This is a genomic window from Binatus soli (SeqCode) (assembly GCF_050015535.1).
Taxonomy (GTDB): domain Bacteria; phylum Desulfobacterota; class Binatia; order Binatales; family Binataceae; genus Binatus; species Binatus soli.
On the sequence record NZ_JBEKBF010000025.1, the window covers coordinates 1 to 25,160 of the forward strand.

At 60.7% G+C, this 25,160-nt stretch carries 23 protein-coding genes, 1 pseudogene and 1 CRISPR repeat array; of the genes and pseudogenes, 8 read left to right on the forward strand and 16 right to left on the reverse strand.

Features of this window, described 5'->3' with window-relative positions; genetic code table 11:
- Positions 1-147: 147 nt before the first annotated feature.
- From cas7e to cas2e, 5 genes are read left to right on the forward strand one after another with little or no spacing between them, the layout of a single operon-like run.
- Positions 148-894: a type I-E CRISPR-associated protein Cas7/Cse4/CasC gene (gene cas7e, locus ABR989_RS16425; RefSeq protein WP_428130431.1), complete on the forward strand. Its 747-nt coding sequence runs from the start codon at positions 148-150 to the stop codon at positions 892-894.
- A complete protein-coding gene (gene cas5e / locus ABR989_RS16430; protein ID WP_428130395.1) occupies positions 891-1,652 on the forward strand; it encodes a type I-E CRISPR-associated protein Cas5/CasD in 762 nt (253 codons plus the stop codon). The genes cas7e and cas5e overlap by 4 nt, the downstream gene beginning before the upstream one ends.
- Positions 1,653-1,698: 46 nt before the next feature.
- A complete protein-coding gene (gene cas6e / locus ABR989_RS16435; RefSeq protein WP_428130432.1) occupies positions 1,699-2,400 on the forward strand; it encodes a type I-E CRISPR-associated protein Cas6/Cse3/CasE in 702 nt (233 codons plus the stop codon).
- A complete protein-coding gene (cas1e, locus tag ABR989_RS16440) occupies positions 2,393-3,277 on the forward strand; it encodes a type I-E CRISPR-associated endonuclease Cas1e (protein WP_428130396.1) in 885 nt (294 codons plus the stop codon). The genes cas6e and cas1e overlap by 8 nt, the downstream gene beginning before the upstream one ends.
- Positions 3,255-3,560: a type I-E CRISPR-associated endoribonuclease Cas2e gene (gene cas2e, locus ABR989_RS16445; RefSeq protein ID WP_428130397.1), complete on the forward strand. Its 306-nt coding sequence runs from the start codon at positions 3,255-3,257 to the stop codon at positions 3,558-3,560. Before cas1e ends, cas2e begins: the two co-directional genes overlap by 23 nt.
- A 92-nt stretch (positions 3,561-3,652) precedes the next feature.
- Positions 3,653-5,944: a CRISPR direct-repeat array (repeat unit 28 nt; unit sequence GGTTCCCCCGCGCACGCGGGGATAGACC).
- 243 nt (positions 5,945-6,187) lie between these two features.
- Here the strand turns inward: cas2e and ABR989_RS16450 are convergent.
- The 3 genes from ABR989_RS16450 to ABR989_RS16460 form a co-directional block, all read right to left on the reverse strand.
- Positions 6,188-6,865, reverse strand: coding sequence for a hypothetical protein (locus ABR989_RS16450; protein ID WP_428130398.1), 678 nt, complete (start codon positions 6,863-6,865; stop codon positions 6,188-6,190).
- A 294-nt stretch (positions 6,866-7,159) separates the two neighbouring features.
- Positions 7,160-8,002, reverse strand: a complete 843-nt coding sequence (locus tag ABR989_RS16455; RefSeq protein WP_428130399.1) for a hypothetical protein — start codon at positions 8,000-8,002, stop codon at positions 7,160-7,162.
- 643 nt (positions 8,003-8,645) lie between these two features.
- Positions 8,646-10,202, reverse strand: coding sequence for a Fic family protein (locus ABR989_RS16460; protein WP_428130400.1), 1,557 nt, complete (start codon positions 10,200-10,202; stop codon positions 8,646-8,648).
- A 964-nt stretch (positions 10,203-11,166) separates the two neighbouring features.
- Here ABR989_RS16460 and ABR989_RS17485 point away from each other — a divergent pair.
- The 3 genes and pseudogenes from ABR989_RS17485 to ABR989_RS17490 form a co-directional block, all read left to right on the forward strand.
- A pseudogene (locus ABR989_RS17485) lies at positions 11,167-11,241 on the forward strand (zinc-ribbon domain-containing protein); the annotation flags it as partial.
- A gap of 363 nt (positions 11,242-11,604) precedes the next feature.
- Positions 11,605-12,027 carry a hypothetical protein gene (locus tag ABR989_RS16465; protein ID WP_428130401.1) on the forward strand — a complete coding sequence of 141 codons (423 nt, stop codon included), beginning with the start codon at positions 11,605-11,607 and terminating at the stop codon, positions 12,025-12,027.
- A gap of 138 nt (positions 12,028-12,165) precedes the next feature.
- Complete coding sequence (locus tag ABR989_RS17490) at positions 12,166-12,450, forward strand: ScoMcrA-related endonuclease (RefSeq protein WP_490338420.1); 285 nt, start codon at positions 12,166-12,168, stop codon at positions 12,448-12,450.
- 265 nt (positions 12,451-12,715) lie between these two features.
- Here the strand turns inward: ABR989_RS17490 and trbL are convergent, their stop codons facing one another.
- The 13 genes from trbL to ABR989_RS16530 form a co-directional block, all read right to left on the reverse strand.
- Positions 12,716-13,720 carry a P-type conjugative transfer protein TrbL gene (gene trbL / locus ABR989_RS16470; RefSeq protein ID WP_428130402.1) on the reverse strand — a complete coding sequence of 335 codons (1,005 nt, stop codon included), beginning with the start codon at positions 13,718-13,720 and terminating at the stop codon, positions 12,716-12,718.
- Positions 13,721-14,088: 368 nt separating this feature from the next.
- Positions 14,089-14,817 (reverse strand): P-type conjugative transfer protein TrbJ, encoded by a 729-nt coding sequence (trbJ, locus tag ABR989_RS16475; RefSeq protein WP_428130403.1) that lies wholly within the window; start codon positions 14,815-14,817, stop codon positions 14,089-14,091.
- Complete coding sequence (locus tag ABR989_RS16480; protein WP_428130404.1) at positions 14,814-17,333, reverse strand: VirB4 family type IV secretion/conjugal transfer ATPase; 2,520 nt, start codon at positions 17,331-17,333, stop codon at positions 14,814-14,816. Before ABR989_RS16480 ends, trbJ begins: the two co-directional genes overlap by 4 nt.
- A gap of 12 nt (positions 17,334-17,345) precedes the next feature.
- Positions 17,346-17,678 (reverse strand): conjugal transfer protein TrbD, encoded by a 333-nt coding sequence (gene trbD, locus ABR989_RS16485; RefSeq protein WP_428130405.1) that lies wholly within the window; start codon positions 17,676-17,678, stop codon positions 17,346-17,348.
- Between the two features lie 25 nt (positions 17,679-17,703).
- Positions 17,704-18,054 (reverse strand): TrbC/VirB2 family type IV secretion system protein, encoded by a 351-nt coding sequence (locus ABR989_RS16490; RefSeq protein ID WP_428130406.1) that lies wholly within the window; start codon positions 18,052-18,054, stop codon positions 17,704-17,706.
- Positions 18,035-19,015 (reverse strand): P-type conjugative transfer ATPase TrbB, encoded by a 981-nt coding sequence (gene trbB / locus ABR989_RS16495; protein WP_428130407.1) that lies wholly within the window; start codon positions 19,013-19,015, stop codon positions 18,035-18,037. The genes ABR989_RS16490 and trbB overlap by 20 nt, the downstream gene beginning before the upstream one ends.
- Positions 18,978-19,481, reverse strand: a complete 504-nt coding sequence (locus ABR989_RS16500; RefSeq protein ID WP_428130408.1) for a hypothetical protein — start codon at positions 19,479-19,481, stop codon at positions 18,978-18,980. Before ABR989_RS16500 ends, trbB begins: the two co-directional genes overlap by 38 nt.
- On the reverse strand, positions 19,478-21,394 hold the full coding sequence (locus ABR989_RS16505) for a type IV secretory system conjugative DNA transfer family protein (RefSeq protein ID WP_428130409.1): 1,917 nt from the start codon (positions 21,392-21,394) through the stop codon (positions 19,478-19,480). Before ABR989_RS16505 ends, ABR989_RS16500 begins: the two co-directional genes overlap by 4 nt.
- Complete coding sequence (locus ABR989_RS16510) at positions 21,394-22,656, reverse strand: DUF3363 domain-containing protein (protein WP_428130410.1); 1,263 nt, start codon at positions 22,654-22,656, stop codon at positions 21,394-21,396. The genes ABR989_RS16505 and ABR989_RS16510 overlap by 1 nt, the downstream gene beginning before the upstream one ends.
- The gene (gene traD, locus ABR989_RS16515) at positions 22,649-23,038 is read right to left on the reverse strand and encodes a conjugal transfer protein TraD (RefSeq protein ID WP_428130411.1); all 390 of its coding nucleotides are present in this window, start codon (positions 23,036-23,038) and stop codon (positions 22,649-22,651) included. Before traD ends, ABR989_RS16510 begins: the two co-directional genes overlap by 8 nt.
- 3 nt (positions 23,039-23,041) lie before the next feature.
- Positions 23,042-23,650 carry a S26 family signal peptidase gene (locus tag ABR989_RS16520; RefSeq protein WP_428130412.1) on the reverse strand — a complete coding sequence of 203 codons (609 nt, stop codon included), beginning with the start codon at positions 23,648-23,650 and terminating at the stop codon, positions 23,042-23,044.
- 25 nt (positions 23,651-23,675) lie between these two features.
- Positions 23,676-23,951: a DUF2274 domain-containing protein gene (locus ABR989_RS16525; RefSeq protein ID WP_428130413.1), complete on the reverse strand. Its 276-nt coding sequence runs from the start codon at positions 23,949-23,951 to the stop codon at positions 23,676-23,678.
- Between the two features lie 27 nt (positions 23,952-23,978).
- Complete coding sequence (locus ABR989_RS16530) at positions 23,979-25,157, reverse strand: TrbI/VirB10 family protein (protein ID WP_428130414.1); 1,179 nt, start codon at positions 25,155-25,157, stop codon at positions 23,979-23,981.
- Positions 25,158-25,160 lie beyond the last annotated feature (3 nt).

Here is a 25,160-nt window from a genome sequence, read left to right on the forward strand (position 1 = left end):
TTCCGCTTCCTCCGAATGCGTATCTGCTTTCGATCTCATCTCCGCTCCTTTTGGGGTTAAGATGAGCCAAAAACCCTCTCTTCCTCAATCGCTGCAAACTGTCCAACTTGTGCTGACGGGGAACACCTGCGTGCCGAAGCGCGGACGATCTGCACCTCCGTCAAGGACGCGAAAGGCGCCGGCGAAGCGGTGAAAAAGCACTTCACCCGCGAACGGATCGATAACCTCCGCGCGCTCAAACTCGGCGCCGGACTCGACGCCGCAATGTTCGGCCGAATGGTCACCGGCGATATTCTCGCCCGCGTCGATGCTGCCCTCCATGTCGCTCATGCCTTCACTGTTCATGCGGAACAGTCCGAAAGTGATTACTTCTCCGCAGTTGATGATCTGCTCAAAGACAGTCCTGAGGGTGGCCTGGGCAGCGGCCATATCAACTCTTCCGAGCTCACCACCGGCCTCTTTTATGGCTATGTCGCGATCGACGTTCCCGGCCTGGTCCGCAACCTTGGCGACGATCGCGCGCTTGCAGCCGAAGTCACCCGCCGGATGGTCCACCTGATCGCAACGGTCACGCCCGGAGCCAAGCTCGGTTCAACCGCACCGCACGCCTATGCCCATCTGATGCTGGCGGAAGCCGCTAGCGCGCAGCCCCGCACCCTCGCCAACGCTTTTCTCACCCACGTGCGGCTGGAGCCAGATCCGCTCGCGAACGCTTACAACGCGCTGTCCACCCATCTCGGTGAGCTCGACCGGGTTTACGCCCGCACCGCGCGCCGCGGCTTCGCGCTCGGCCATCCCAACCTCCTGGCTCCCGTGCTTGAAGCCGAAGAACGATCGCCGTCGCTCGCCGAACTAGCCAAATGGACGGCGGCGTGCGTGGAGGAAACCGAATGATCGACGCAATAATCCTGCGTTTCGACGCGCCGCTGATCTCGTTCGGCGGCGTCGTGATCGACAATAACGGCGTCACGCGGACGTTTCCGGCGCGCTCGATGCTGGCCGGAATGCTAGGCAACGCCCTCGGCTACGACCATCGCGACGCCGCCGCGGTCCAGGCGCTGCAGACGCGCATCGTTTACGCGGTGCGCTGCGATCGCCCCGGCGAATTGTTGCAAGACTTTCAGACGGTCGATCTGTCGCAACCATTCCTGTGGCAGGGATGGACCACGCGCGGGCGAGTTCAAGAGCGCGCTGGCGAGGGTGGAAATGAAATTCGATCTCTTATGAGAGCCACGCAGCGTGGTGAACCGCTCCCGCGCACCGAAAAGACCACTCATATCCGTTATCGCGATTATCTCGCCGACGCGGTTTACACGGTCGCGCTGGAACTCAAACCGCCCGACGCCGATCCCGACGCGGCTCGGCTCGAGGCCGCATTGCGGGCACCCGCTCGGCCACTCTTTATCGGACGTAAACCCTGCCTGCCGGCGGAGCCGATTCTCCTCGGCCGATATCCGGCCGATGACCTGCGCACGGCCCTCGTACGAGCGCCGCTCTCTCCGCGTGCATCCGATAGTCGCCGCCTGCGCGCATGGCTGCCCGCCGACGGCCCGCACGTGCGCGGCGCGCTGCCGGTGACCGATGACCGCGATTGGACCAACCAGATCCATGTCGGACGCCGCTTTATAAGGGAGGACTTCATCGATGTCTGACGCACCCATCTTTATGCTCCGCGCCGAGTTCGACCAGCCTGCGCTGATGCGCTTCGCCGTTCGATCCGGTCTCAACCTGCGTATCGCCGACGGCGGATATATCCTTCACGCCGCGCTGCGCGCCCTGTTTGGCGACGCAGCGCCGCTCCCGTTCGTGGTACACGACTGCCGCGCACGGCGCCTGACACTCTTCGGGTACACGCTATGTAGCCATCGCGAATTGGTTGATCGCGCTCGCGCGACAGCGGATCCGCTCGCCACCTCAGCAGTCGATCTCGAATCTATTTGCTCCAAGCCGATGCCTGACACTTGGCGTTCCGGCGCGTCCTACCATTTTGAAACCCGCGTCTGCCCAGTCGTTCGTATCAGTGGACGCGCCGCCGGCGAAAAACCCCGCGAAGTGGACTTGTTCATCCATCGATGCCTGCGCGTCGGGCCCGATACCTTCGTCGATCGACAGGCCGTCTATCGCGAATGGCTTGCCGGCGAACTCGGCCGCGGCGGAGCCGCACGGATGCGTGACGCGCGCATGGTCCGATTTCGGCGCCAGAGTCTCGCTCGCCGCGATCGCTCCGGGAGCCAATCCCGTCTCGAACGCTGCGAACGCCCGGACGCCACAGTCGAAGGCCTCCTCGAAGTCGCCTCCCCCGCAGCTTTCGCGGCGCTCCTGCGCCGTGGCGTCGGGCGCCATCGCGCCTTCGGTTTCGGGATGCTCCTGCTCCGCCCCGCAGGTGACGGCCATGCTTAAGGGCCGCCTCGGACTCGAAACCGCGCGTATCCCGCAAGCGGATCGGCACGGCCTTCTATGGCTCGGGCGCGGCAACCTTACCGTCGAGGACGGGACGTTGCGCTTTACTGCGGCCGGCGATCAGGATCTGGCTCCTGGCGAGTACCTGATCCCGTTCCAGATGGTCTCGTGCTTCTTGCTCGGCCCAGGAACCACCATCAGCCACGATGCGCTGCGGCTGCTGGCGCGGCATGGAACAGGATTGGTATTCACCGGCGAAGGCGGAGTCCGTCTCTATGCCAGCATGCCCTTCGGCCCCGACGATTCCGCCCTGGCCCGCGCGCAAGCCCGAGCATGGGCCAATCCTGATACGCGGATGCGTTTGGTCCGCCGGATGTACGCGTGGCGCCTCGGCGAGATCGTGCCTGATACCGACCTTGACGCCCTGCGCGGACTCGAAGGCGCCCGGATGCGCGAGACCTACAAGCTGCTGGCGCGCCAGTTCGGAATCGAATGGTCCGGACGCCACTACGATCGCCAGAATCCCGAAGCCGCCGACCTGTCAAATCAAGCGATCAATCACGCTGCCACCGCCGTTGAAGCCGCCGCGATGGTCGCGGTCGCCGTCACAGGAGCCCTGCCCCAGCTTGGCTTCATCCACGAGGACTCCGGGCTTTCCTTCTGCCTCGACATCGCCGACCTGTGCCGCCATTCCGTCACCCTGCCGATAGCGTTCGGCGCGGTGCGCCAGTGGAATAGCGACCGACGCGGCGTACAAACGATCGAAGCAATGGTTCGCAAGCTTGCAGGGCGCACCTTTCGCAAGGAGCGCCTCATCCCGAAGATGATAGATCAAATCAAGGAGTTATTCGCCGATGACAGTGGTAGTAACCCGTGATGTGGCGCCGCGATTCCGTGGCTTCCTGGCGTCGTGCATGCTCGAAATTGGACCGGGGGTTTATACCGCTCCACGTATGAACGCGGGCGTGCGAGAGCGCGTGTGGGCTGTGATGCAGGAATGGTACTCGGAGCTCGGCGGCGGCAGTATCCTGATGACCTGGACCGATTCGCAGGCGGTCGGAGGGCAGCAGATTGCGGTCCTTGGAGCACCCTCGTACGAGATGTTTAACCGCGACGGTATTTTTCTCGCGATGAAGAGAACGCTGACGTCGGTCGAGTGACCGAAGGGTCCGCAGCCATCGAGGTTTGCGGCTGTTCTTTGAAAACTTAATATGCTCTAAGCGTGGATACGGGGTGTCCACGCTTCGTAAGAGGTTCCCCCGCGCACGCGGGGATAGACCTGTTGTTGCCATATTGAACGCATTCAGACCGCCGGTTCCCCCGCGCACGCGGGGATAGACCTTTTGATAATGCGCGGATTCTTTATATGAAGGCGGTTCCCCCGCGCACGCGGGGATAGACCTTCCATACGTGGCCTCAGACGTCAACAGCTTGTGGTTCCCCCGCGCACGCGGGGATAGACCTCCCTAGTCCGCAACCACCACGATGTGGCAGCGGGTTCCCCCGCGCACGCGGGGATAGACCGCAATCCCGGTAGTAGGTGGCGTTGTGCGCTGGGGTTCCCCCGCGCACGCGGGGATAGACCTGCCAGTATAAGGTCGGCTGGGCGATTGGTGCCGGTTCCCCCGCGCACGCGGGGATAGACCCAGCTATTATGCTGAGGTCAGGATTCTTTACTGGGTTCCCCCGCGCACGCGGGGATAGACCTTGCCTTCATCGGGCGCGAGACGTCGAGTAGAAGGTTCCCCCGCGCACGCGGGGATAGACCTTGATCTCGGTGATGATTGCCCCGGGGTTTGTGGGTTCCCCCGCGCACGCGGGGATAGACCCGATTCTTGTACGATGGGAAGGGTTTGAGGCCGGGTTCCCCCGCGCACGCGGGGATAGACCTCAGCACCTTCCGGCTTTTCGAGCTGTTGAACGGGTTCCCCCGCGCACGCGGGGATAGACCCCTAGCAGCGGGCGTGAATTCGATTCGGACCACGGTTCCCCCGCGCACGCGGGGATAGACCCTACGAGTTCACGGTGCGCGGCACGCAGATGATGGTTCCCCCGCGCACGCGGGGATAGACCGTATCGAAAAGTGGGGGAGTTTCATTTGTCATCGGTTCCCCCGCGCACGCGGGGATAGACCCTGGGCTGAACGTGGCTGTCCTGACCTCGAGATGGTTCCCCCGCGCACGCGGGGATAGACCCAGACTTTGGTAGCGCGCAGCGTTCGCTTAGAGGGTTCCCCCGCGCACGCGGGGATAGACCCCGTATACCGTTCAAGCAGCCGAGTCCGATGGAGGTTCCCCCGCGCACGCGGGGATAGACCGTCCACCTGACACCGTCGACATGCCGCCATCGTGGTTCCCCCGCGCACGCGGGGATAGACCCTAACATTCCATTTCGCAAAGTACATGTGCGTAAGGTTCCCCCGCGCACGCGGGGATAGACCTTATTGAGTTGAGTGCTCCTTCTGAAATTTACGGGTTCCCCCGCGCACGCGGGGATAGACCATATCGGCACCGACTGCGCGGCGATTTGTCCCGGGTTCCCCCGCGCACGCGGGGATAGACCTGGATATTGTTGCACTGGCGGATGCTGATGCTAGGTTCCCCCGCGCACGCGGGGATAGACCTGTTAGGTTTGTGGCTCCACTGGTGAGTGATGAGGTTCCCCCGCGCACGCGGGGATAGACCCGGAATCGGAAACCACCGAACGGATAGCCGCAGGGTTCCCCCGCGCACGCGGGGATAGACCGTCAGCAGCTTCTTGGCTGCCTTATCATCACCCGGTTCCCCCGCGCACGCGGGGATAGACCTGATGCACCCTTGGGCACCCTCCATTCTACCCCGGTTCCCCCGCGCACGCGGGGATAGACCTTGCAGATACAGATACGGGTCGCCGAGCTCGGCGGTTCCCCCGCGCACGCGGGGATAGACCTTGGACGACCGCAAAGTTATCATCCTGCGCCAAGGTTCCCCCGCGCACGCGGGGATAGACCTGATACCTTTGCCATAGAGATAGGCAGCAGTGTGGTTCCCCCGCGCACGCGGGGATAGACCGTATATGGCGAACAAAATCGCCGCGCTCGAAAAGGTTCCCCCGCGCACGCGGGGATAGACCCTCTCCACTCGATTGGGAGCTCTACCATGTCCCGGTTCCCCCGCGCACGCGGGGATAGACCGCGATGCCGATGGACGACCTGGTGCAGGCATACGGTTCCCCCGCGCACGCGGGGATAGACCCTCTTTGCCGCTTCCGCATTGCACGCAGCCGCCGGTTCCCCCGCGCACGCGGGGATAGACCCTCATCGGGAATCCCGATGATCGGATCGTCGTAGGTTCCCCCGCGCACGCGGGGATAGACCCTTAAAAAGTCGATGACCGCGGCCGAGATCGCGGGTTCCCCCGCGCACGCGGGGATAGACCCTGTTATTGCCGCTCGCCACGGTCACGAGCATGGGTTCCCCCGCGCACGCGGGGATAGACCGGTCACGGCGGCGGTTACGACGGCGGCGGAACGGTATGGGGTTCCCCCGCGCACGCGGGGATAGACCGTATTGTTCCCCGTCAGCACACAAGAACCCTTCAGTCCACGGGACACTTTTTGCACGGCTTCGGCGACAGTAAGCTGCGCCACCGCTTGATCGGCCGGTTGGTGCTGCTGTGTTATGCATCCCACAAGGCTTACTACGATGGCACATGCGAGTGCGACAATTGCGTAGGCATAGGGCGCGCACTTCAACAAGCAAGAAACGACTTCTCTCCTTGGCACGAAGCGTTGCGGCGAGTTCATCTGTTCACTGTCCTCTCTGTGCCTGACCTTGCCATAGATAGATTTGATCCTGCGCGGCGCGAGCGTCAGGAGCGTTGGGAACCAGCATCAAATACTTCTTCATTTCAGGGATTGCATCGTAGTAGTCGCCTTTGCTGGCCATGATTTGGGCGACGTTATAGTGAGCACCCGGAATCCATGGCGCGACTTCTAGCGCCTTTTGATAGAGAGAAATCGCGTCATCGTCGTTTCTGTTATTGAGGGCGCCCTGCGCCTGCACCATGTAGGCTCGCGCCTGCTCGGGAAGCGGCGGCTTGACCGCCGCTGAGCGGTATTGGTCTGCTATCTCTGCGAACGCCGCATCTTCCTGTCTCCGAGCTTCTGCCGCTCCGTGAGAAAGTACATAAGCAGCATTAACAAATTCCTTGGCTCGTTCCGTCGCCCCCGCCCCCAGCCATGCCAGTCCGTCCATCTTGCATACCGTCAAATCGACATACGCGTAGTGACCTAGGGGGTCGGCGTAAACCTGTGTGTTCGCAATCCTGCTAGTCGAGAGAGAGCATGGGGACCAAGGGGCATCATGCTGGTTGCTAAAGATCAGCGTAACTTTTGCCCCTTGGTCCTCGAAGCGGACTTCCTCGATTTTGTTGAAATTCTCGGTACGAGTGTAAAAGTCTATTGCGTAAGCTGCTTCCGTGAACATTGTGCGTGCCTGAGGTAGGTTCATTCCGGCGACGGTAGCTTCGGACGGTGTATAGGTCTCGGAGCAGCCCGATACGACGAGCGCGGCCAGAATTGCCAACCAGAACTGCGGCCAAGTCAGTCTGTGAGTCATAATTGGAGTGATTTTCTTTTCACCCTAGCGCATCTGCGCGACGATGGCAGACGCCATTGCGGTCGCCATAAAATCTGACTCATCTCAGCGCCGGAAAAGAACAGTTTTCGTTGTATGCGGTTCGCGCTGGGGAGACGTATCGCAAAGCGATCAGGCTCGGCCTCAGTTTCCGCTGCCGTCCTTGTAGTTTTCGTACACTCCCGCACCAGCGCCAAGGGCCGCGCCACCGACGGCTCCGGCAGGGCCTGCCACTGAACCCTCCTCAGCCCCTTCCGCTGCTTGTACCGCCACTTTCGCCGCGTTCACCGTCGCACGCTCTGCTTCCGGGCCCTCTTGGCCGACATCCTCATATTCCTGCGAGCTTGCTTGGTTAGCAGATCTTGCGGCTGCATCCTGACGCGCTTGACCCGATAGACCGTTATCGTAAGCCGACTGAGGCGGGTTCGGTGGCGCCGACGCGGCGGAGGGAAGCGCGTTCGCATTGCCGCTTGGCATCGGCTCTCCGACCGGCGCACCGCATTGGGGCATCCCGTTCGCATCGAGCGGGCACGGGCCGCCCTGCTTTACCATCGAAGGATCGACAGTCGTGCCTGCGCCGCGCAGATCGACCGCGCCAGCGTCGGCTTGCGGTGGCGGATTGGTCCCGAACAGATCGTTGCCGGTCTTGAGTTGAAGCGGGCCGCCGCCGGGCGGGCCGCCGCCGCTGGCGTCATCAATGCTCTTCAGTCGAACCGGCTCGCTGGCGGTGCCGATGCCGTCGATGCCTTTGAGGTTGGCCATCAACTGTTGATGGCGCCGCTCCTCTTCTTCTTGGCGGCGGGCGGCTTCGGCCCTTGCCGCCGTTTCTGCGGCCTGCCGGGCAGCTTGTTCCTGGGCCGCTCTGGCCGCACCTTCCTGCTGCTCTTGCTGCTGCTCTTGCTCGCGTTGTTGCCTGATTTTCTGCCCGAGAGCTGTTCCAAGGTTCCACATGCCCTGCATGTAGGCGCTCCCCATGTTCTGCATCATCTGCTGCTGGACGGGTGAAGGTCCGCTGTAGGTGGAAGTGCTCGCGCTGGGAGCCTGATACGTCGGCGCCGCTGGCGGCGGCGAGCCGCCGCAGTTGGCAACGCAAACGCCCTGCTGCGTCGGTGGAGGAGGTGGAAGACTATAGCCCCCGCCTCCGGCGCCGTCCCAATTCTGGGCGCGCACCGGCGTAGGCGAAATCGTGGCCAGTACGAAGACCGCAAGGGCAAGAGTCAAAAGTCCGAGACGAGCCTTCCCTTTGGCGAGCAAGTAATCCGCGTTTCCGGCCGGGTCAGAACGCATCGTAGTTCCTCCCAACGGTATTGATTACGCCTTGTGGGTGGTATCGGTCAATTGACCGGAATCCCCGTTTTTGACGCCCCAGTAAAGGAAGCCAATTTTCAAAGGTCGCCCTGCATCGCGACGTTTGCACTTGGTTGGACGACCACGCGGAGATGGGAGCTTGCCGCCTTTGCTGACAAACCGGCCGGTTATGCGGCGGCCTGATTGCCCCGAGCACTCCAGCCTTCACGCCGCGCAAGGGCGAATAGTTCAAGCTTGGGCAGTGCTTACTTCGGATGGACCGCGCGATTAGACCGACAGGCCGCTGTGAACCTCTCTTACGTGGCGGTGTCAATCGTTCTTCTCAGGCTTCTGCCGTCGGTTCCTTGTCCTCGAACGAGGTCCGGTACAAGGCCTCTATCTGCTCTGCTTCTCGGTCCGTAAGAGCGCCAAATTCATTCTCCCGAGCGCGTTTGGATAGCCGCCCGTTCTCCTGGCGCAGGAATCGATGCAGGAGCTCAATCTTCTCGGCAGGCATGTCGGCAATTTCCTGGATGCCATGCGCGAATCGATCGTAGGCCTGCAAATAGGCGACCTCCTCCGGAAGATCATGCTCAATCGTCTGCTCCACGCATCGATAGAGAAACTCGGCGTGCACGGTCGCGTCGAAATATCGATAATAGTCGCCAGTGTCGTTCAGAACCTCGATGTTCCCATTCGGCGCAGCGTGCCAGTCGATGTAGTCCAACAGGGGTCGGGAGTGCGATTCAAGGACTTCTCGATAGCTTTGGATGTTCCGCAGAATCGCCGCACTCACCGGAAAGACCACGCCTGGCGGATTATAACCCGCGGCTGCGAGCACGTGATGGATGAGCCATCGATGCAGTCTGCCGTTTCCGTCGCTGAACGGATGGACGTAAACAAATCCGAACGCCACAGCCGCCGCGATGACCACCGGATCGACCCGGCCAGCGACCCCACGCGCCGCATACGCAATCACTCCTTCAACGAGACTCGTGAGATCCTCGGGACGCGCGCTGATGTGGTCCGGAATCGGTTCGTTATTCGTGCGGTCGTGCGTCCCCACGAATCCACCTTCGGCACGCAGTCCAAGATGCACGAAGCGCACGTCGCCGATCACGATCTGCTGCAATCTCTCCAACTCGACGATGCTGAGCTTGCGCGAACCCGCCTCACCTATGATCTGACCCCAACGCACGGCGCGCTTCGGAGATGGCCGTTCGCCCTCGATCGAAAATGACGACTTGCTATCACTGAGGAGCAGGAAGGCAGCTGCGCGGGCCATTATATCGGCGTGAATGCGACCCACCACGTCGCGGGCAATTTTGTCGAGGCCTTTCGCCGCGTACCCTTCGAGGGTTTTGGTACGCCGCACCATCGGGCAGAAGGCGCGCGTTCCTGGAAGATTATCGATGACTTTGTGCCGCGAAGAGACCTTTCCGCCTGCGATGGCGAATTGTTTGGTCGGGTCGACGACTGCTACCGCTCGCACTTTTCCCGGATCCCTTATGTCGAGCTGCCGGCCGGTCAGCCACTCATGCAAATACCAGAGGCGCCGGGCGTAAGCGCCGGTGGGTTTGGAGCGAACGGCGGCGGCGATCTCCTCGTCCGGTACGACCTTGAACAGCGCGGACAGAACACTGAGATCGACGCCCTCCCATTTGAGGGCGAACTCGAGGTGCCCGCTGAGCATGTCCTCTGGTGCATGTCGGGGAGTGAAGAGCTGCCAAGCTTCTGTTGACGCGGGGTGATGTCGGGATGCCGTCGCGGCGAGTCGAGGAGGCAATGGAATCTGCAGATTGTAGCGCTCGATTAAGGCCGCATAGCCGACGGGACGCGCTGGTTCGGGCAACGAGCGACCGCGAAAATCTGTCACTAGATGAGAATTGTCTTCACCCATCAGAAATTTCGTGATATTTCGTCACGAACCCAGTCATGCTCGTTCTTGGCCTGAATTGGTTCTGCGCGAAAACCTTTCACCTTTTGCGTCAAGGCTTCACTAGTCTCATTCATTGCGAATATTAGTCACCAAAGTGCCATTTGTAAAGAGGGCCGGTGCGGACGGCGCCTGTCCACGCCGTCGGGAGCCTTTCATGAAAAATGACGCTTTCACCAAACGGTGAAACCAGTTGCGCAGACGGGTAGTGGGTCAGTTTGAGTTTCCCGGCTTCCCGGCAAAACCGCGCGCTCGATTCAGTCGCCAAGCGATTCGGCGAGGAGGCGGTGACGCGCGGCTTCGCCCACGCCGATCGCGCCGCCCCGACGCCGCGGATCAAGTGAGGTGCGCGATTAGTGCGGCAAAAAACCGCAATGCGGCGGAATCCGACACTGGTTGCAATTGCCGGGTTCGGCTCGTAAAGCTGTGACAGTCAAAATGGAAGTTCCCGCTTACGGAGGCGTTTATCGTGTCAGACCGGCAGATAAATTGGAAAGGACCTTTCTTGGTGGAGAGCGAAAACGCCACCTATAGTTCTCAACTCCCAGACTCACCCGGGATCTATCGAATCCGAGCGTTAACTTCTACGCAGAAGCCAGCAAGCATTCCTCGGTGCAACGGAACGGACCCGAACGGAATCCTTCACATTGGTGAAACCAAATACCTGCGAACGAGGGTCAGAGACTTTCGCAATGCGGCATTCCACAGTGGAGAGGCCCATGCCGCCGGCTGGGAATTCTGTGATTCTGGGTTCACTTCTCAATTTTCCAAAGAGATGATCTATTACGATTTTGCCGAGCGGGAGTCGAAGGAAGCCGCAGAAGAGTGCGAGCGAGCGTTACACGAGGAATACCGTAAGCGTTTTCACGACAAGCCGCCTCTCGATGCCAATAGGGGGAAGAAGGAGAGGAAGCCGTAGGGCAGTAGTATGGCCTTAGGCACCTGCGCCAGCTGCGGTCACAAGGTTTCAACCACCGCACGTTCCTGCCCAAAATGTGGCGCATCGCCGCCTAAGTCCGTTTATTGCACTAGGTGCGGCGGAAGCATGCTTGACAGCGTAACAGTATGCCCCGCATGCAGCGCCGCTCGATATGACAGCACCCCCACAGGCAGCTTTGAGAAGCGGGGGGACCTATCACCCGCAAATCAACCGACGGCAGTGCCGCCGCCGTGCTCTACCACAAAAGAAGCTGCTACCAGCCAGCCAATATGGCAGTGCCCCAAGTGCAGAAGTGAAAACGTACAGAAACTCTCTGTGATTTTTTCGGAGGGTACGACCTCTACTAGACAGGGGATCATTGGATTAGGGCTTGGCGAGAGCGGAGCGATTGGAGGTGCGGTGGGAGGTGGAACGAGTTCAACCACCTTGGCCAAGAGCGTTGCACCACCAACCGCCCCGGAAGAACCGCCAGCGGTGCGGGACATGGGGGGCGTGGGCGCTGCATTTGTAGGTTGTTTGCTATTCTTCCTTGTCGGTTTTCTTGCTTTCGTAATGGTGATGGGAATATTCGCCGGGTTGAGCGACGATCAGCCAAATGCGTCCCCTGTCTTACAGTTCTTGCTGGCCGTGGTAATTTCGTTCTCGCTTGGTTTGTGGGTCGCTCGTTCTGTTGCAAGCTCCTCTAAGCCGAAACTAGATGCAGAGTACCAAGCCAAGCTCGCAGCCTACAACAAGGCGCTGCCTATCTACAACGAGGCACTGGCTATCTACAACGAGGCGCTGGCTAAATGGCAGCGATCTTATTTTTGTCACCGCTGCGGAAACGTCTTCGAGTTGCAAAGCTCATAGACCTAACTGCATTGGCCTGCCTCACGAGATTCCTATAATCCGTGGGTACCGGCGGGACTGCGTGGGCTTTGCGCGGTGCGCACTGGTTCATGAGATACTGCTTGTTGCGAGCAAGCTAAACAGGAGGAGCAAAAGACAATGGTTCTTACAGCCGAGCATATCGAGGCCGCCCTAACCGACATCGATCGGAACAGGCTGCCGGCCAGAAGACGGTCTACTCGCTACTGCCTCGTGCGCAGGAGGACACGCATACACTACCCTCCGAAGTACGTTGTGGGGTTGGCACATGCCCATGAACGCAACGGACGCGAGTGGAGAGCAGACGAGCATTATGGGGGCGAACCAACCAATCGCGTTCTCCGAGATCTTGGCTTCGTGGTCATCACATGTGACTGTCGGAATGATCCTTCGAACTCAAACTGAACCAGCTTTGCGCGGTGTCACCATCGCGCGGCAGCCACGCTCGGAAATGGCGGTGAAAAGCTTCGCGCGGACGGCAAATCAAACTGACCCACTACCCACAGACGATGGCCGGTGGCTATGTCCTTCAGATTTTGTATCCGGCCGGGGATCGCGAAATCAGGGCGAGCCTATGATCCTCACAGAAGACCGGTCTGGGCGGTGTGCTTGGCCTGTTGAGTTGCCGAGCCGCGACCAGCACGGCCGGTTGGCTTCAGTTCGGGGTGGGCTAGGAAATCACGTTACCGCTTGCGGGCATCCGTACCGTGGGCCGGGACGAGGCCGAACTGCCGTGGTTGTTGGCGGCGGCTCTGTCGCCAGCTTCGAGACTTGCGCCCAGCGAGTGGGCGCCTTGCGAGGCTGAACCCGATTCAGCTCCGGTCATGCCTTGGTTAGAGAGAATCCGACCCAAACCATAACCGGCCATCGCGGCTTCGAACGCGTGGCTTAAATTGAGCGAAACCGCACCTCCGACGATCGATGCGGCAGTGTTTGGAATGGTCCAAGCGAGAAGCGCGAAGATCATCGCTCCGCCTGCGATCGTTAGGGGAAGGGATGGGTCGCCGGCTGTCCAACCGATCAGAGCGGTGTTCCAACCCGCCGTGATAGTCAGTCCAATCCCGACCATCAGATATAGGAAAAACAGTTTGATCCCCACTCCCACGATCCAGCCTAAGAAGCCTTCCGCAAACTTGATCGTCCAGCGTGACCCGCTAAATCCCAGAAGAAGCACACCACCTCCAGCGCCAACGTATGCCTCGCAAAGAGCCAGTAGCATTTGGGCGGCTATGAGGGCGAACGATAAGAACATGATCAACCCGGCGATCAATGCGATCAGAGCTGCCAGCGTTACGTGAAACCAACCGAGGCTCCCGAAGCCACGATAAATGATCTGAAAAAGTGCGAGCCCACTGTTGAAAGCGGAGCTGGGGCTGAGCCCCGGTATACCTGCGGCTTGTCCACCTATCTGCTGGAAGCCCTGGATAATAGCGCTGAACCATATTGGCGCGTTGACGATCATCGCGTACAGAAAGCCGAGAGCGAGTGACTTTTTAACGAACTCGGCGAGAAGGCGGGTGGGCTCATCTTGGTCGGCGAGGAAGTGCACGCACGTTATGATTATCTCGACGAGTACCAAACCCAGAAAGATCTTCTCCGCAAAGGGCTGCATGATCGCCATGTATCGCTGACCGGCCCATTGAAATGTCTGGCCTATATTGTCGAGGTTGTTCATATTCGCTGCCTCTAGTGGCTTGGGCTTCCAGTTGGTTGCGGCTGCAGTCCGAAGGGAACGTTGGCGCCTCCTCCCAACCAGTGTTTCGCGCTGGGATTCTCCGTTTGGCTGAGGACTGCTGCACAGTTCGCATAATCCTGATGTGCGGGCTGGCTGCAGAAATCGAAGGCGCGCTGCCATAGATCAGTCTTCCGCTGGAACTCGTCGCTCCAGAAAGCGGGACCATATTGCTGACTGGGACTGTTCGACTCTAGAGCCGCAAGCGCGTCGTGCGTTTGGTCAGTATTGTTGTTGTGGCAAGCGGTAACGATGAACGCGGAGACTAACAAACAGAGCGCGACACGTTTCATGGCGGGCCTCTCTCGGTTCTATTGGCCGCCGGTCGGCGCCACTGAAAATGGGACGGTCGGGCCGGCACTAAGCCACTGCTGGGTGCTGGCGTCTTCGGCCGCCTGCCGATTGACCGCATTCGCAGCGGCGACGTTCTGCGCGTTGATCATGGCGACAACCAACTGCCTCAGCATCTGAATCTGTTGCACCTGTTGCAAGGCGATTTCGTTGCCCACCTGGATTGCCTGCAAGTTTCCCGCAGCGGTCTTGTTCATACCTTCGAGCCCGGTGAGTTGCGCCTGCTCGTTGGCAAAATTCTGCGCTTGCAATTGAGCGGCTGCCAGAGTGCCGTTGAGGGTGTTCAAGGTGGTGGCGATGTTGCTGGCTTCCTGTTGGTTCGGATTGGATGGCACAATGTAGCCGGGAAATTGTTGCTGGAATTGCGCTTGCAGATTACTGAGCGTGTAAGAAAGTCCGCCCTGCTGCTCAATGATCCCGCCCAGTTCGTCGAGCATAGACTGGCTCGATTGCCACCCGCCCGCGTATCCGCCGGTGGTGTTCCTGATCATGTACTGGAGCTGCTGCGCTTCAGTGAGGACGGTTTGAGTCTCTTGCTGAAGCTGTTGAAGCTGGCTCGCATACATCGTCGGATCGAACACCACGTCGCCGACTCCGAACAGAGCGTGCGCAGGAACACACGTCAACGACAGCCAAGCGATGGCGACCACGATTGTTGACAAGAATTCGAAGAATCTTTCTCTCTTCATTGATCTATCTCCGCTTGTTTTGCCGTGCCGTTGATGTAAGGCGGCGGCACGCGGCTATTGCTGAGCAAGGGCCTGCCGGGCGCTTCGACACGAGCGCAGAGTGTGCCGAGGTATTCCGCCCAGTCGCCGAATCCTCTGACGCGGAGCCATTCGCCCGCCCAGCAATCTCCGTGTTTTGTGATCAGCTGTCGGGCCTGAAGGATGTCCGGCTTCGATCCAGCCCCGATGAAAGCCAGCGTGGCCTCTCCCAGCGCGAGATCGAAGAGGCGACGGCCGGCGGGCGAGAGGTAGTAGTACTGGCGCTTCGGCACTGCGAACGACAACATCTCGATCTGCCTGCTCGTCAGGCCGAACTTGCGATAGAGGTCGGCAGTCACGGGATTCTGCGCCTCGGGATTGGGTAGCAGAATCTTGGTTGGACACGATTCGATAATCACATCGCGTTGAGGCGAGTTGGCGACTTCAACGAGACTTTGGGTGGAGAGGATGACGGCGGCGTTCTTCTTGCGCAGCGTTCGCAACCAGTCTTCGATCTTCGCACCAAACGCACCGTTGGCGAGCATCACCCATGCTTCATCGAGCACGATGAGGGTCGGTCTCCCGTCCAGGCGCTGATCGATCCGGTGAAAGAGATATGTGAGTACGGGTAGGAGGACCTTCTCGCCCATCGCCATCAGCGCCTCGATCTCGAAAGTCTGAAAGCGGCTGCTGCCAAGTACGTCTTTGTCGGCATCGAGGAAACGGCCCATCGGGCCGTGGAGGGAATAGAAGTCGAGGCCGTCGCGGAGCGTCTGATCCTGAAGCAAGCGAACCAGATCGGTAATGGTTCGGGCGTCAGATCCGCTGTCTCCCAAGAGCTGCAGAGCACGCCAGATGGCTTTCCGATGCTGCGGAAGTAGCGTCACGCCTTGCAGATTGAGCAGAGTTTCGAGCCAGTCCTGCGCCCACATCCGCTCGTTGTCGTCGTTTACATTCGCGAGCGGGCAGAAGGAGATTTCGCTCTCTCCGAGATCGTAATGGTCGCCGCCTGCGGCTTTGGTCAGCACGAATGCCGACAGGCCTTTGTCGAAGCAGAAAACTTGCGCGTCCGGGTAGCGGAAGAACTGCGCGATTAGCAGGCCGAGCAGCGTCGATTTGCCGGAGCCAGTCGGACCAAAGATCAGGGTGTGGCCGACGTCGCCAACGTGCAGGTTGAGGCGAAACGGCGTTCCGCCAGTCGTCGCGGCGTAACAGAGCGGCGGACTGTGTTCCGGATAGAAAGGGCACGGGTTGATCTCCTCTCCTGGCCACACGTTGGTGGTCGGCATGAGGTCGGCGAGGTTCCGCGTATGGATGAGCGGGCGCCGGACGTTGCGGTAGCCGTGGCCGGGAAGGGAGCCAAGATACGCCTCGTTCGCATTGACGTGCTCGATGACTGCGGGGAAACCGTGGTGTTGCAGTTGCTTTGCGATCTCTCTTGCGTTGGACTCGGCTGCCAAACGATTCTCGTCCATCAGGATGATGGTGCTCGTGTAGTAACCAAAGCGGACCCGGTTCGAGCTCGCCTCGGCAAGTGCGTCGTCCGCGTCCTCGGCCATCGCGAGCGCATCTTTGTTCTCAAAGCTCTGAGACGCGCCGTTGCTGAACACCTGTTTGATCATACCGGACAGTCCATGGCGCTTCTGGAACCAGTTGCGCCGCTGGATGCGAAGAGCCCGTTCGGCTTCGGCCGCATCGAGGAAGATGAAGCGTGTCGACCAGCGGTACGGAATTGCAAGTTCATCCAGGAATGCGGTGACTTCGGGCCACGAGTGGAGCGGAAGACCGGTCAGGCCGATCAGGCGAATGTGAAGGTCATCCAGCATGGGCTGGAAGCCCGCATGGAATTCATGATTGCCGAGCAGAACGTCGAGAAAGTTCCCCTCGGCAGGCGGCCGGATCGGATCGGGGCGTGCGGTGATGCAGGAGTTGAGGTGCGACAGGAGCGAAACGTCATCCATGCGCTGCATCAGGAATCTGGCGCTCAGAGCGTCTTCATTTTCCGCGAGGCTGCGCCTGAAGAGGTCGAGCGTCTCTTCCCAATCGGTTGCTCTGCGGCCTTGAAAGAATAGTCCCGCGGCCCGCGACTGCATCTCGGTGGGTGGCGTCCAGGTGAGAGTCAACGCGAAGCGACTCTCGAAGTGCTGGCCTTCCTCCGTGTAGTGAAGTCGGCGCTCGTGATCTATCAGCGCGGTGACGGGGTCAGGAAAAGCTCCGGCCTCCGGATAGCCGACGCTCGGCTTGCGGATGAGATCGACGTTCATCATCCAGCCGTCGCCCAACCGCGCGAGACCGGCATTGACCTGATGAACGAGAGCCGTCATTTCCTCGGGACTTGCTGAGTTCAGGTCAGGGCCGCTGTAGCGCCAGCCGGCCAAGAGCGAGCCGTCCTTCAGCAGAACGATGCCGGGGTCTATCAGCGCCGCGTAGTTGAGGAGGTCCGGAAAACCTCCAAGTCGATCTGACTGGCGCCGAAGGTTTCTGAATTCTCTGAACATTATTGCTGTCCCCTAGTATTTCCGAAGCCTCGGCACTGCCGGATGAACGGGTGCCGGTGGGGCGGTGATCGCGGCGCGCGGCGGATAGCACCGCTGGTAATGCAAGTGCCGGATGTAAACCTCGCTCAGTTGCGCATCGAACTTGGCTGCCTGTCGAAGCGCCCAGTGACCCGCGGTGCCTAAGATCGTCGCGATCGCAACCGTGTATAGATGCAGGCCGACCCCGAAAATCAGCGCTGCGACTATCAGCCAGTTCAGGATCGCAAGCCGCCGTTCCGCGCCTCCAAGCAGCACTGGCCGCGTGAGCGCCTGATGGATCAGCGTTCGTTGAACCTCGGTGTCCATCGCTGCATACGCTCCGGTCGCCTGATTAGAAGAGGGCGGGCGCGAATGGAAACAGCGCCGTCATCAACTGCGTTGCTCCAAGCGCCGCCGCTCCTCCAAGGGCAACGGCGGACATTTTCCGCGCGCCAGTGCCGTGCTCGCTAAAGGTCCAGGTAAGCCCGCAGCCGATTACGGCAATTGTTGTCGCGGCATGGGCGACGGTGCCCTGCAGGTCTCCCTGAATCGTCGCGAGCGGCGCGTCCCACGGCAGAGTACCGACTCCCGTGGTTGCGAGCGCTTGCGCAGGCCACAGAATCGTTACCACGGCGATCGCGTAGCTCAGTTTACTGAACCACTGGTCGGTACGGGAATGAATCCTATTGATGATCGACTTCATGACGGCCTCCTATCGAACTGATTTTGAAACCGAAAGCGGGATCGTAGCCTTCAACGCGAACCATCTCCGTCACGCGCCGCCCCTTGGGCGTTCGCATGACAAAGGCCAAAACATTGACGGTCTGTGAGATTAGATCCGGCTGGGGCGGTACTCCCGCCTCTTGAACGAGACTGCCCAGTCGAGTGAGCGCGGCGGTGGCGCTGTTGGCGTGCACTGTAGTCACGCCGCCGGGATGGCCGGTATTCCAGGCCTTGAGCAGCGCCAGCGCTTCTCCGCCGCGAACTTCACCGATGATTATGCGGTCGGGACGCGCTCGCATTGTGGTGCGTGTAAGGAAGGTGAGGTCTGCGGCGACGGTCGTATGAAGCTGCATCACGTTCGGCGCGTCGCAATGTAGTTCGAGAGTGTCCTCGATGATGATGAAGCGCTCGTTTGGATTTCCGAGCCGGACCATCTCGTGAAGCAGGGCGTTCGCCAGCGTCGTCTTGCCCGAGCCGGTTCCGCCGGCGAGCACGATGTTCTCGCGTCTGGCGACGGCGCCTCGAAACTCTTCGGCCTGGTTGGCGTCGATGATGCCGTGGACGAGATAGTCGTCAAGCGTATAGATGAGTCGAGCGTGTTTGCGGATCACGAACGACGGAGAGCTGACGACGGGTGGCAACCAGCCGGTGAAGCGGCTTCCGTCCAATGGCAGTTCACATTCGATGACCGGACGTTGATCGTTCGCGACGGTATTGAGGGCGAATGCCACGGTTCCGATCAGGCGTTCGGCCTGGACGGCGTGCATTTTTGTTCCTGCGGGCCGCATTCCTCCGCCGTGAGATTCAAGCCAGAGGGTACCGTCCGGATTGAGGATGATCTCGATCACGTCCGGGTCGTCGAGAGCCGCCAGCACGGCAGGGCCAAGCTCGCGCCTGAGCCGCTCATCCAGCCGCGTGGATTGAATCGCTGCCAATCCCATCGCCATTCTCCTTTTGGTCGTGTCGCCGGTCGGCGGGCTCCTCGATCTGTTGTGCAGTCGGAGAATCGGTCTCGGTTAGTTCCATCACCGCGTGACGCCAGTTGTTGTAGAGGCGGGTTCCGGCCGTCAGCGCGGTTTCGCGCAGTTGGGCAGGAATCTCGGGCAGGTGTACCAACGAAACGAACGCGAGCCGGTCGAGCATCGCGAGTAAGACATGCAACTCGTGGTAAAGCGAATTGACACGCCCGCTCTGCACTTCGATGCTGCGAGCGAGCCGCTGCTCCATCTCGACTAGCGCGAAGCCGTTTGGTTCTCGGTTGCCGTTGGTGCTGAGACGCTCGTAGTCGAGCAGGCACTGCCGGAGGTACCGAGACAGCGAGATTTTGTTTGAAGAAGCCGCCTCTCTGAAATGAGCGGCTTCCTCGATACTCAAATAGCAGGAGACTTCTCGCGCATTGTTTCTCACTTGAATAGCCACTCCTTGCCCGAGTCCCTCAGAGCCTGTTCGCGTTCCTTGTGCTCCGGCTCCGCGGTTGAATGTCGGTCGTTCGCTTCTTCGGTGCATCGATTCTCATGATTCGCACCCGAGACCGGCGTCTCTGGCGACTCGCAAATGCGGCCGATTCGATCCGAGTGTCGGGGCGGAGCGATCTTGGCGCGCGCCGAAAATTCCTGGTCGAGGTAGTACCGAATCTTGGTTCCGTAGATCGGTGGACTTCCTGGAGCGAAGATCAGCGCCGCGTCCTCGGGCAATCGGATCGTCTCGTCTGGCGTGATCAATGGGCGCTGCATAGAGGGTTCTGACACCGTGGTCCGACTGTCCGAGTAAGTGCGGTGCTCGTGGCGCACCGTTGCCGCGCCTGCCATCTCGGATATCAGCCGCGCGGTTTCAATCTTGTTGGGCGCGTATGCGACACGAACCGCGCAGTTCGAGACGATCGATTCGTCGTGGCCGTAAGCGGCATAAAGCTGGCTCAGGTCTTGGGCGATCAAGTAAGCCTTGATTCCGTAGCCTGCCGCGTAAGAGAGCGAACTCTGGAAAAAGTCGAGGCGTCCGAGCGCAGGAAATTCGTCCAGCATCAGCAATAGGCGACACGTCGGCACCGCGTGTTGATTTGAAGGCGAAGTCTCGGTGAGCCGTGCGGCGATCTGCGCGAGCAGGAGGCGCATCAATGGCCGAGTGCGCGTCAGGTCCGACGGCGGCACGGTGAGATAGAGGCTCACCGGCCGACCGTGGTGGGTCAGATCGGCGATGGAAAAGTCCGACGCGGCCGTATTCGCGGCAACGATCGGATCTCGATACAGAGTGAGGCAGCGAGTCGCTGTGCTGAGGACAGAAGTGCGCTCATTGGGGCTTTTGCTGAGCACCGCTTGCGCCGCTCCGGCAACCACGGCGTGCGTGATCTCTTGGGCGTGCGGGGCGTCGATCATTGCCTGGACCGCTTTCTCCTGATCGCGATCCGGCGGGTTCAGGAATTTCAGGCATCCAGCGAGTGTCTTGTCGGCCTCGGCATGGATCACGTGAAGGATCACGCCGGTGAGGAGATCATGCGCGGTCAAGTCCCAATGATCGCGGGGGGCGTTGCCGACCGGATCGATCAGCATGTCCGCGATGTTCTGCGCGTCCTTGACCTCCTCGGGACCAATGCGGATTTCAGCGAGCGGGTTGTACCGTGCTGCTGTGCTGTCAGTGCATGTCGGATCGAACCGCAGACAGAGGCTGCCAAGGCCTTTCTGTCGCCAGCCCGCGGTTAGCTTCCAGTTTTCGCCCTTGATGTCGTGGACCACGACACTGTGGGGCCAACTGAGCAGGGTTGGGACTACCAGTCCCACGCCTTTGCCGGTGCGGGTTGGCGCAAAGGCAAGCACGTGCGATGGCCCCGAGTCGCGCAGATAGTAAGTTCTCCTTCCATTTCGCCATGCCCCGACATAGACACCGCTGTCTGCGTCGAGCAGCCCGGTGGCGCTGATCTCCTTCCTGCCGGCCCAGTGAGCTGAACCGTGTAAATCGTCTGCTCTGGCTCCGACTCGCCGCGTAAAATGAACGGCGATCATCGCCACGACCGTTACAGTCAAGGTTGGGTATTCGAATATGCGCATTCCTGCGCTTAGCATCGGCTTTGCGGCGGCCACGTGTTGCCATTCCCATGCCCAAATCAGAATGCTCCACGGCCGGTAAAAGGGTCCGACAAAGGGCAGAGTCGCGAGAGGTGCGCCCAACACTGCGGAATGTCTGAGCAGCGCGGCGATGTGTTGGGTTGCAATCGCAAGCGAGAACGCCGCGGTGAAAGCGACTGCCGCTGTCGCGGCGAGGCGTACGTCCCGCTCTGCTACGGTGCGGAAAACTGGCATCCTATACGGTAGCAACTGATTAGCCATTAGCGTGTTCGTCCCTTCTCTCGCTCGGCAACCTGAACATAGATGACCTTGCGCCCGTTCTTCTCGAACTCCGCGCCGCTGACGGTCACGACCGCGCCCACTTTAAGCCGCTGCTCGCCGCGCGCCTTTTCGATTGCCGGGGTTTGGCGGATGTAATGGAGTTTGCCGTCGTTGCCTTCGATCAGCAGATAACGCCGGTCGGTGGTCTCATTCTCGAGGCCGGTGCCGATCACCCGGCCGGTCACCCGTTCGCCCGGTTTCAGTTCCGTGACGCGAAGCGGGGCGCGCCTGTCATGAATCTGATCGAGGTGGCGCGCCCTGGTCTTGATGATGTCGATCGAGAGCTGGTGCTGACGGAGCGTCTGTTCGAGGTCGGGCGATATCTGCCAGGAAAGTTGATCCACGCGCCGCGCAAGTCCCATGCTTTCAAGGAAGCCGAGCCTCGCGGCGTTTTGCGCCTGACGTTCACGTGCGGTTTCGTTCCGGTGCTGCACGTCATTGAACGTGACGATGTTCCGCGAGTCCGCCTGCCGGAGCAGGACACGATCTATTTCCGTGAACTGGTCGCGCGTGACGGCCTGGCCTCTCGACTCCAGAATGTCGCGCTCAACCCTGAGACCCAACTTGCGACTCGCGATCTCCTGGCTCCTGTCCCGGATTCCCGACTTGATGTATCCGCGGTCAATCGAAAGCGCGTTGCCCGATTCGGTGACACCACGAATCAGAATGTGGACGTGCGGGTTGTCGGTGTTGTGATGATCGATCGCCGCCCACTCAAGCCGCGTTCCTAGATCGCGTTCCATCTGAGCGACCAGCTCGCGCGCGTGCTCTTTGAGATCCATTTCAGCGCCGTTCTCAGGCGAAACGATGATCCGAAAGAGCCGAGGGTCCCCCGCCATCTGCCAGCCGGCCAGAAGCTGCGAGAGGCTAATGTCGTCGCGGGTCGCGTCGAAGCCCAATCCCTTTGCGTCGTCACGCTGCGCGCCTTCCCGCGCGAGATATCGTCCGTGCGCGGCCCACGATGCCGACCTCGTATTGCGCGAGTACGAAAGCTTGACGACGCTCCGTTGCATGAAAGCGCGAGGCTCTCGCGATACACCGGCGCCTTGCCCTCCGAGCCGCGTGTTCATACGGCTGGGCTGCCCTGCCCGTCCATGCCGCTTCGCCGCCGCGAGCCACCATTGCCTCGCGCGATGCTGTTCTCCGCGCCGGCGCGGAGGACGCGGTTGCATATCTAGGTCGCGGCGCAGCAGGTCACTCATCTGATGTTTCCCCGCCCAAAAGCCGCAGCATCATTCGCGGAAGTTCAGCGGAATTGCGTGGCTCGTCGCCGTTCAGCGCGCCGATGATGCGCCGGATGTGCTCGCTCGAAAGCGTTAAACTGTGCAGCTCCTTGGATCGACTCCATGACTTCCAGGCACGCTTCGAAGTCGCGCGGGCGTCGAGTTTCGCTCGCCCTGCCAAGGCGATCGCCGTGCGGCGTGTGGCGGGAAGGTCCGGCAGACGCGCGGCAAGTTCGAGCAATCCACCGAGCAGCAGGTCGGGCGGCTCACGGTCGAGCCCCGCAATCGCAACCAGCCCGCCGAGATTCGCGAGATGATGGACTCTAAGTCCCTGCTCTCTGGTATGCAGTTCGTCCGCCATGATTCACCAGGTGAGAACCGGCTCCAGCGCGGCTCGAACTGAGCTCGCTGGCACCGGCCCGAAGTAACGAGAGTCCCAACTTCGCGCGTCTTTGGTTCCGAACAGCCACACCTCTCCCGGCTGCACCGTGTAGCGGCCCCACGCGACGTGGTGTACCGATCCGCCGCGGCTGTCGCGCGAAAGCGTGGCCGAATGCTCCAAACGTTGGCCGTTGACTGCGACGTAATCGCGCATGACTTCAACCGAGTCTCCGGGGAGCGCACTGAGTCGTTTGCCGACCGGCTCGATGCCGTCGCCGCAACCGCGTCCGCGCAAGAGATAGCCGCGCGTGCACCCGAACCGTGCGATCGCATCTGGCAGACACGCCAGCACCAAGTCGCCGCGCGATGGTGCGCGGTTAACCATCCGGTAGATTCCTGGCGGACACGCGCTGTCCGTGAGTCCGATCTTCAAACCCAGAAGCTGGAAGCCAAAGACTGGTATTGCGATTCCCGCGCAGAGGACGACCGGAAACAGTGCTCGTCTTGCAATTGTTCGGATACGGGGCGAGGCGATGCGGTACGGGGAAGAAAATCCGCGCCATACAAAGGGAATATGCTCAAAAGTGCGCACAGTACGGTAAAACCTTTATCTTGCTCTACGAACGCATCGCCCCGGCTGCCCCGTTCTTCTCCTCCCTCTGCATCAACCGCTCCGCCCCTCCTTCCCGCTTGCTCCGCCAACCTCGGAAATCACGATCGCTCTCAACGAAATGCTTCAGCATCTCGATCGCGACTTCCTTGGCGTCCGTCTCCCGATGCAAGCTGTCGTGCAAATACCCGACGTATTCGTCCAGCGACGCCTTGAGGCTGCCCGGCAATGTGAGCCGCAACTGTACGGGAGGTAAGTCTTTGTCTTTGAGTCTGAGTTTCATCTCTCCAGCTCCTTTCAATCCGTTTCTTCAATTCCTATACGGCCCCGGCAATACGAGGTCGTTCGTCACCATCACGTTGAACTGGTAACCCGGCCGTATCTCCAGGGTGGGCGGGATGTTCATTCCGCGCTGAAGACTGCTCTGCGCGACTTGTCCGAGTTGCTGACTTGCCGCCGCGCCGCCCATCTCACTGAGTAATGACATTTGGTTTGGCGTCGCGTAGCCGTACCCGTAGGGGCCGGAGAATCCGGTGCCTCCGCCGAACGCTCCCATCTGCCCAACCATTTGGCCGGCGCTGATCACGGAAAGGAGCGCCGCGGTGCCGAACGTCTTCAGGTAGTGGTTGTTCACCTCATCGCTGAACCCTGCGTAGCCTGCCTGGTCGGCGCCCGGCATCTCCGGGATGTCCATGCTTGACGCGTTCGGGAAGATCAGCCGCTTCCATTCGATCTGGGCGCGCTGCTGTCCATACGCTGCGTTGGTCTGGTACGAGCCGATGAGCTTAGAGCCTTGCGGGATCAGAACCCATCGTCCGGTTGCGGTATCGAAGACGTTCTCGCGAACCTGTGCGAGAATTGGTCCCAGCAGTTCCGAGTTGACGCCGCTGATCAGAACCGCCGGAATCACGCTGCCTGCCGTGATCAGAAAAGGAGACGCTGGCGGCTTGAGGTTCGCGATCGCGCTGGTGCCGTTGCTCTGGCCAGATGGCGTGATCGTAAGCTCGTACGGCCTGGTTGCCCCCGCCTGACTCGCGATGCTTGGAACTTCCAGCGTCTCGCCGTGGTGAAACGCTTGGACCATCGGTGGCGCGGAGAGCGCCTTCACGTATTCCTCCTCCTGCAACGCGGCCAGCCTGCTCGGTGGACGTGCTGGTAGGGGAGCGGCAGGAGCCTGCGTCGCTACCGTGGGCAATGCAAGCGGAACTGGAACAGAATTGATCTCAGCAGGCTTCGGCCTCCTGGCCTTCGCTTCCAGTTCCGCGATCGCGGCGCGTTCCTCGTTGGATGTCACAGTGGCTGCGTCGTCGCTCCGGACTGCCGGGCTGGAATCCGGCGAGTCCGAATGCAGCGCGACGATCATCACAAGCAGTGCTGCCGCGATTGCGACGCCGGCGACAATAACCAGAGTGCGTGTCAGCCGTGCGCCGCCCCCGCGCGGTTGGTGAATGCGCGGGCCGGTCGGTCCAATTGCCGCTGCCGTGGCCATGAT

Coding starts and splice junctions, on each gene's coding strand:
- cas5e (WP_428130395.1), top strand. CDS start 891: ATGATCGACGCAATAATCCTGCGTTTCGACGCGCCGCTGATCTCGTTC.
- cas6e (WP_428130432.1), top strand. CDS start 1,699: ATGCGCTTCGCCGTTCGATCCGGTCTCAACCTGCGTATCGCCGACGGC.
- cas1e (WP_428130396.1), top strand. CDS start 2,393: ATGCTTAAGGGCCGCCTCGGACTCGAAACCGCGCGTATCCCGCAAGCG.
- cas2e (WP_428130397.1), top strand. CDS start 3,255: ATGACAGTGGTAGTAACCCGTGATGTGGCGCCGCGATTCCGTGGCTTC.
- ABR989_RS16450 (WP_428130398.1), bottom strand. CDS start 6,865: ATGTTCACGGAAGCAGCTTACGCAATAGACTTTTACACTCGTACCGAG.
- ABR989_RS16455 (WP_428130399.1), bottom strand. CDS start 8,002: ATGATGCAGAACATGGGGAGCGCCTACATGCAGGGCATGTGGAACCTT.
- ABR989_RS16460 (WP_428130400.1), bottom strand. CDS start 10,202: ATGGGTGAAGACAATTCTCATCTAGTGACAGATTTTCGCGGTCGCTCG.
- ABR989_RS17490 (WP_490338420.1), top strand. CDS start 12,166: ATGGTTCTTACAGCCGAGCATATCGAGGCCGCCCTAACCGACATCGAT.
- trbL (WP_428130402.1), bottom strand. CDS start 13,720: ATGAACAACCTCGACAATATAGGCCAGACATTTCAATGGGCCGGTCAG.
- trbJ (WP_428130403.1), bottom strand. CDS start 14,817: ATGAAGAGAGAAAGATTCTTCGAATTCTTGTCAACAATCGTGGTCGCC.
- ABR989_RS16480 (WP_428130404.1), bottom strand. CDS start 17,333: ATGTTCAGAGAATTCAGAAACCTTCGGCGCCAGTCAGATCGACTTGGA.
- trbD (WP_428130405.1), bottom strand. CDS start 17,678: ATGGACACCGAGGTTCAACGAACGCTGATCCATCAGGCGCTCACGCGG.
- ABR989_RS16490 (WP_428130406.1), bottom strand. CDS start 18,054: ATGAAGTCGATCATCAATAGGATTCATTCCCGTACCGACCAGTGGTTC.
- trbB (WP_428130407.1), bottom strand. CDS start 19,015: ATGGGATTGGCAGCGATTCAATCCACGCGGCTGGATGAGCGGCTCAGG.
- ABR989_RS16505 (WP_428130409.1), bottom strand. CDS start 21,394: ATGGCTAATCAGTTGCTACCGTATAGGATGCCAGTTTTCCGCACCGTA.
- ABR989_RS16510 (WP_428130410.1), bottom strand. CDS start 22,656: ATGAGTGACCTGCTGCGCCGCGACCTAGATATGCAACCGCGTCCTCCG.
- traD (WP_428130411.1), bottom strand. CDS start 23,038: ATGGCGGACGAACTGCATACCAGAGAGCAGGGACTTAGAGTCCATCAT.
- ABR989_RS16525 (WP_428130413.1), bottom strand. CDS start 23,951: ATGAAACTCAGACTCAAAGACAAAGACTTACCTCCCGTACAGTTGCGG.
- ABR989_RS16530 (WP_428130414.1), bottom strand. CDS start 25,157: ATGGCCACGGCAGCGGCAATTGGACCGACCGGCCCGCGCATTCACCAA.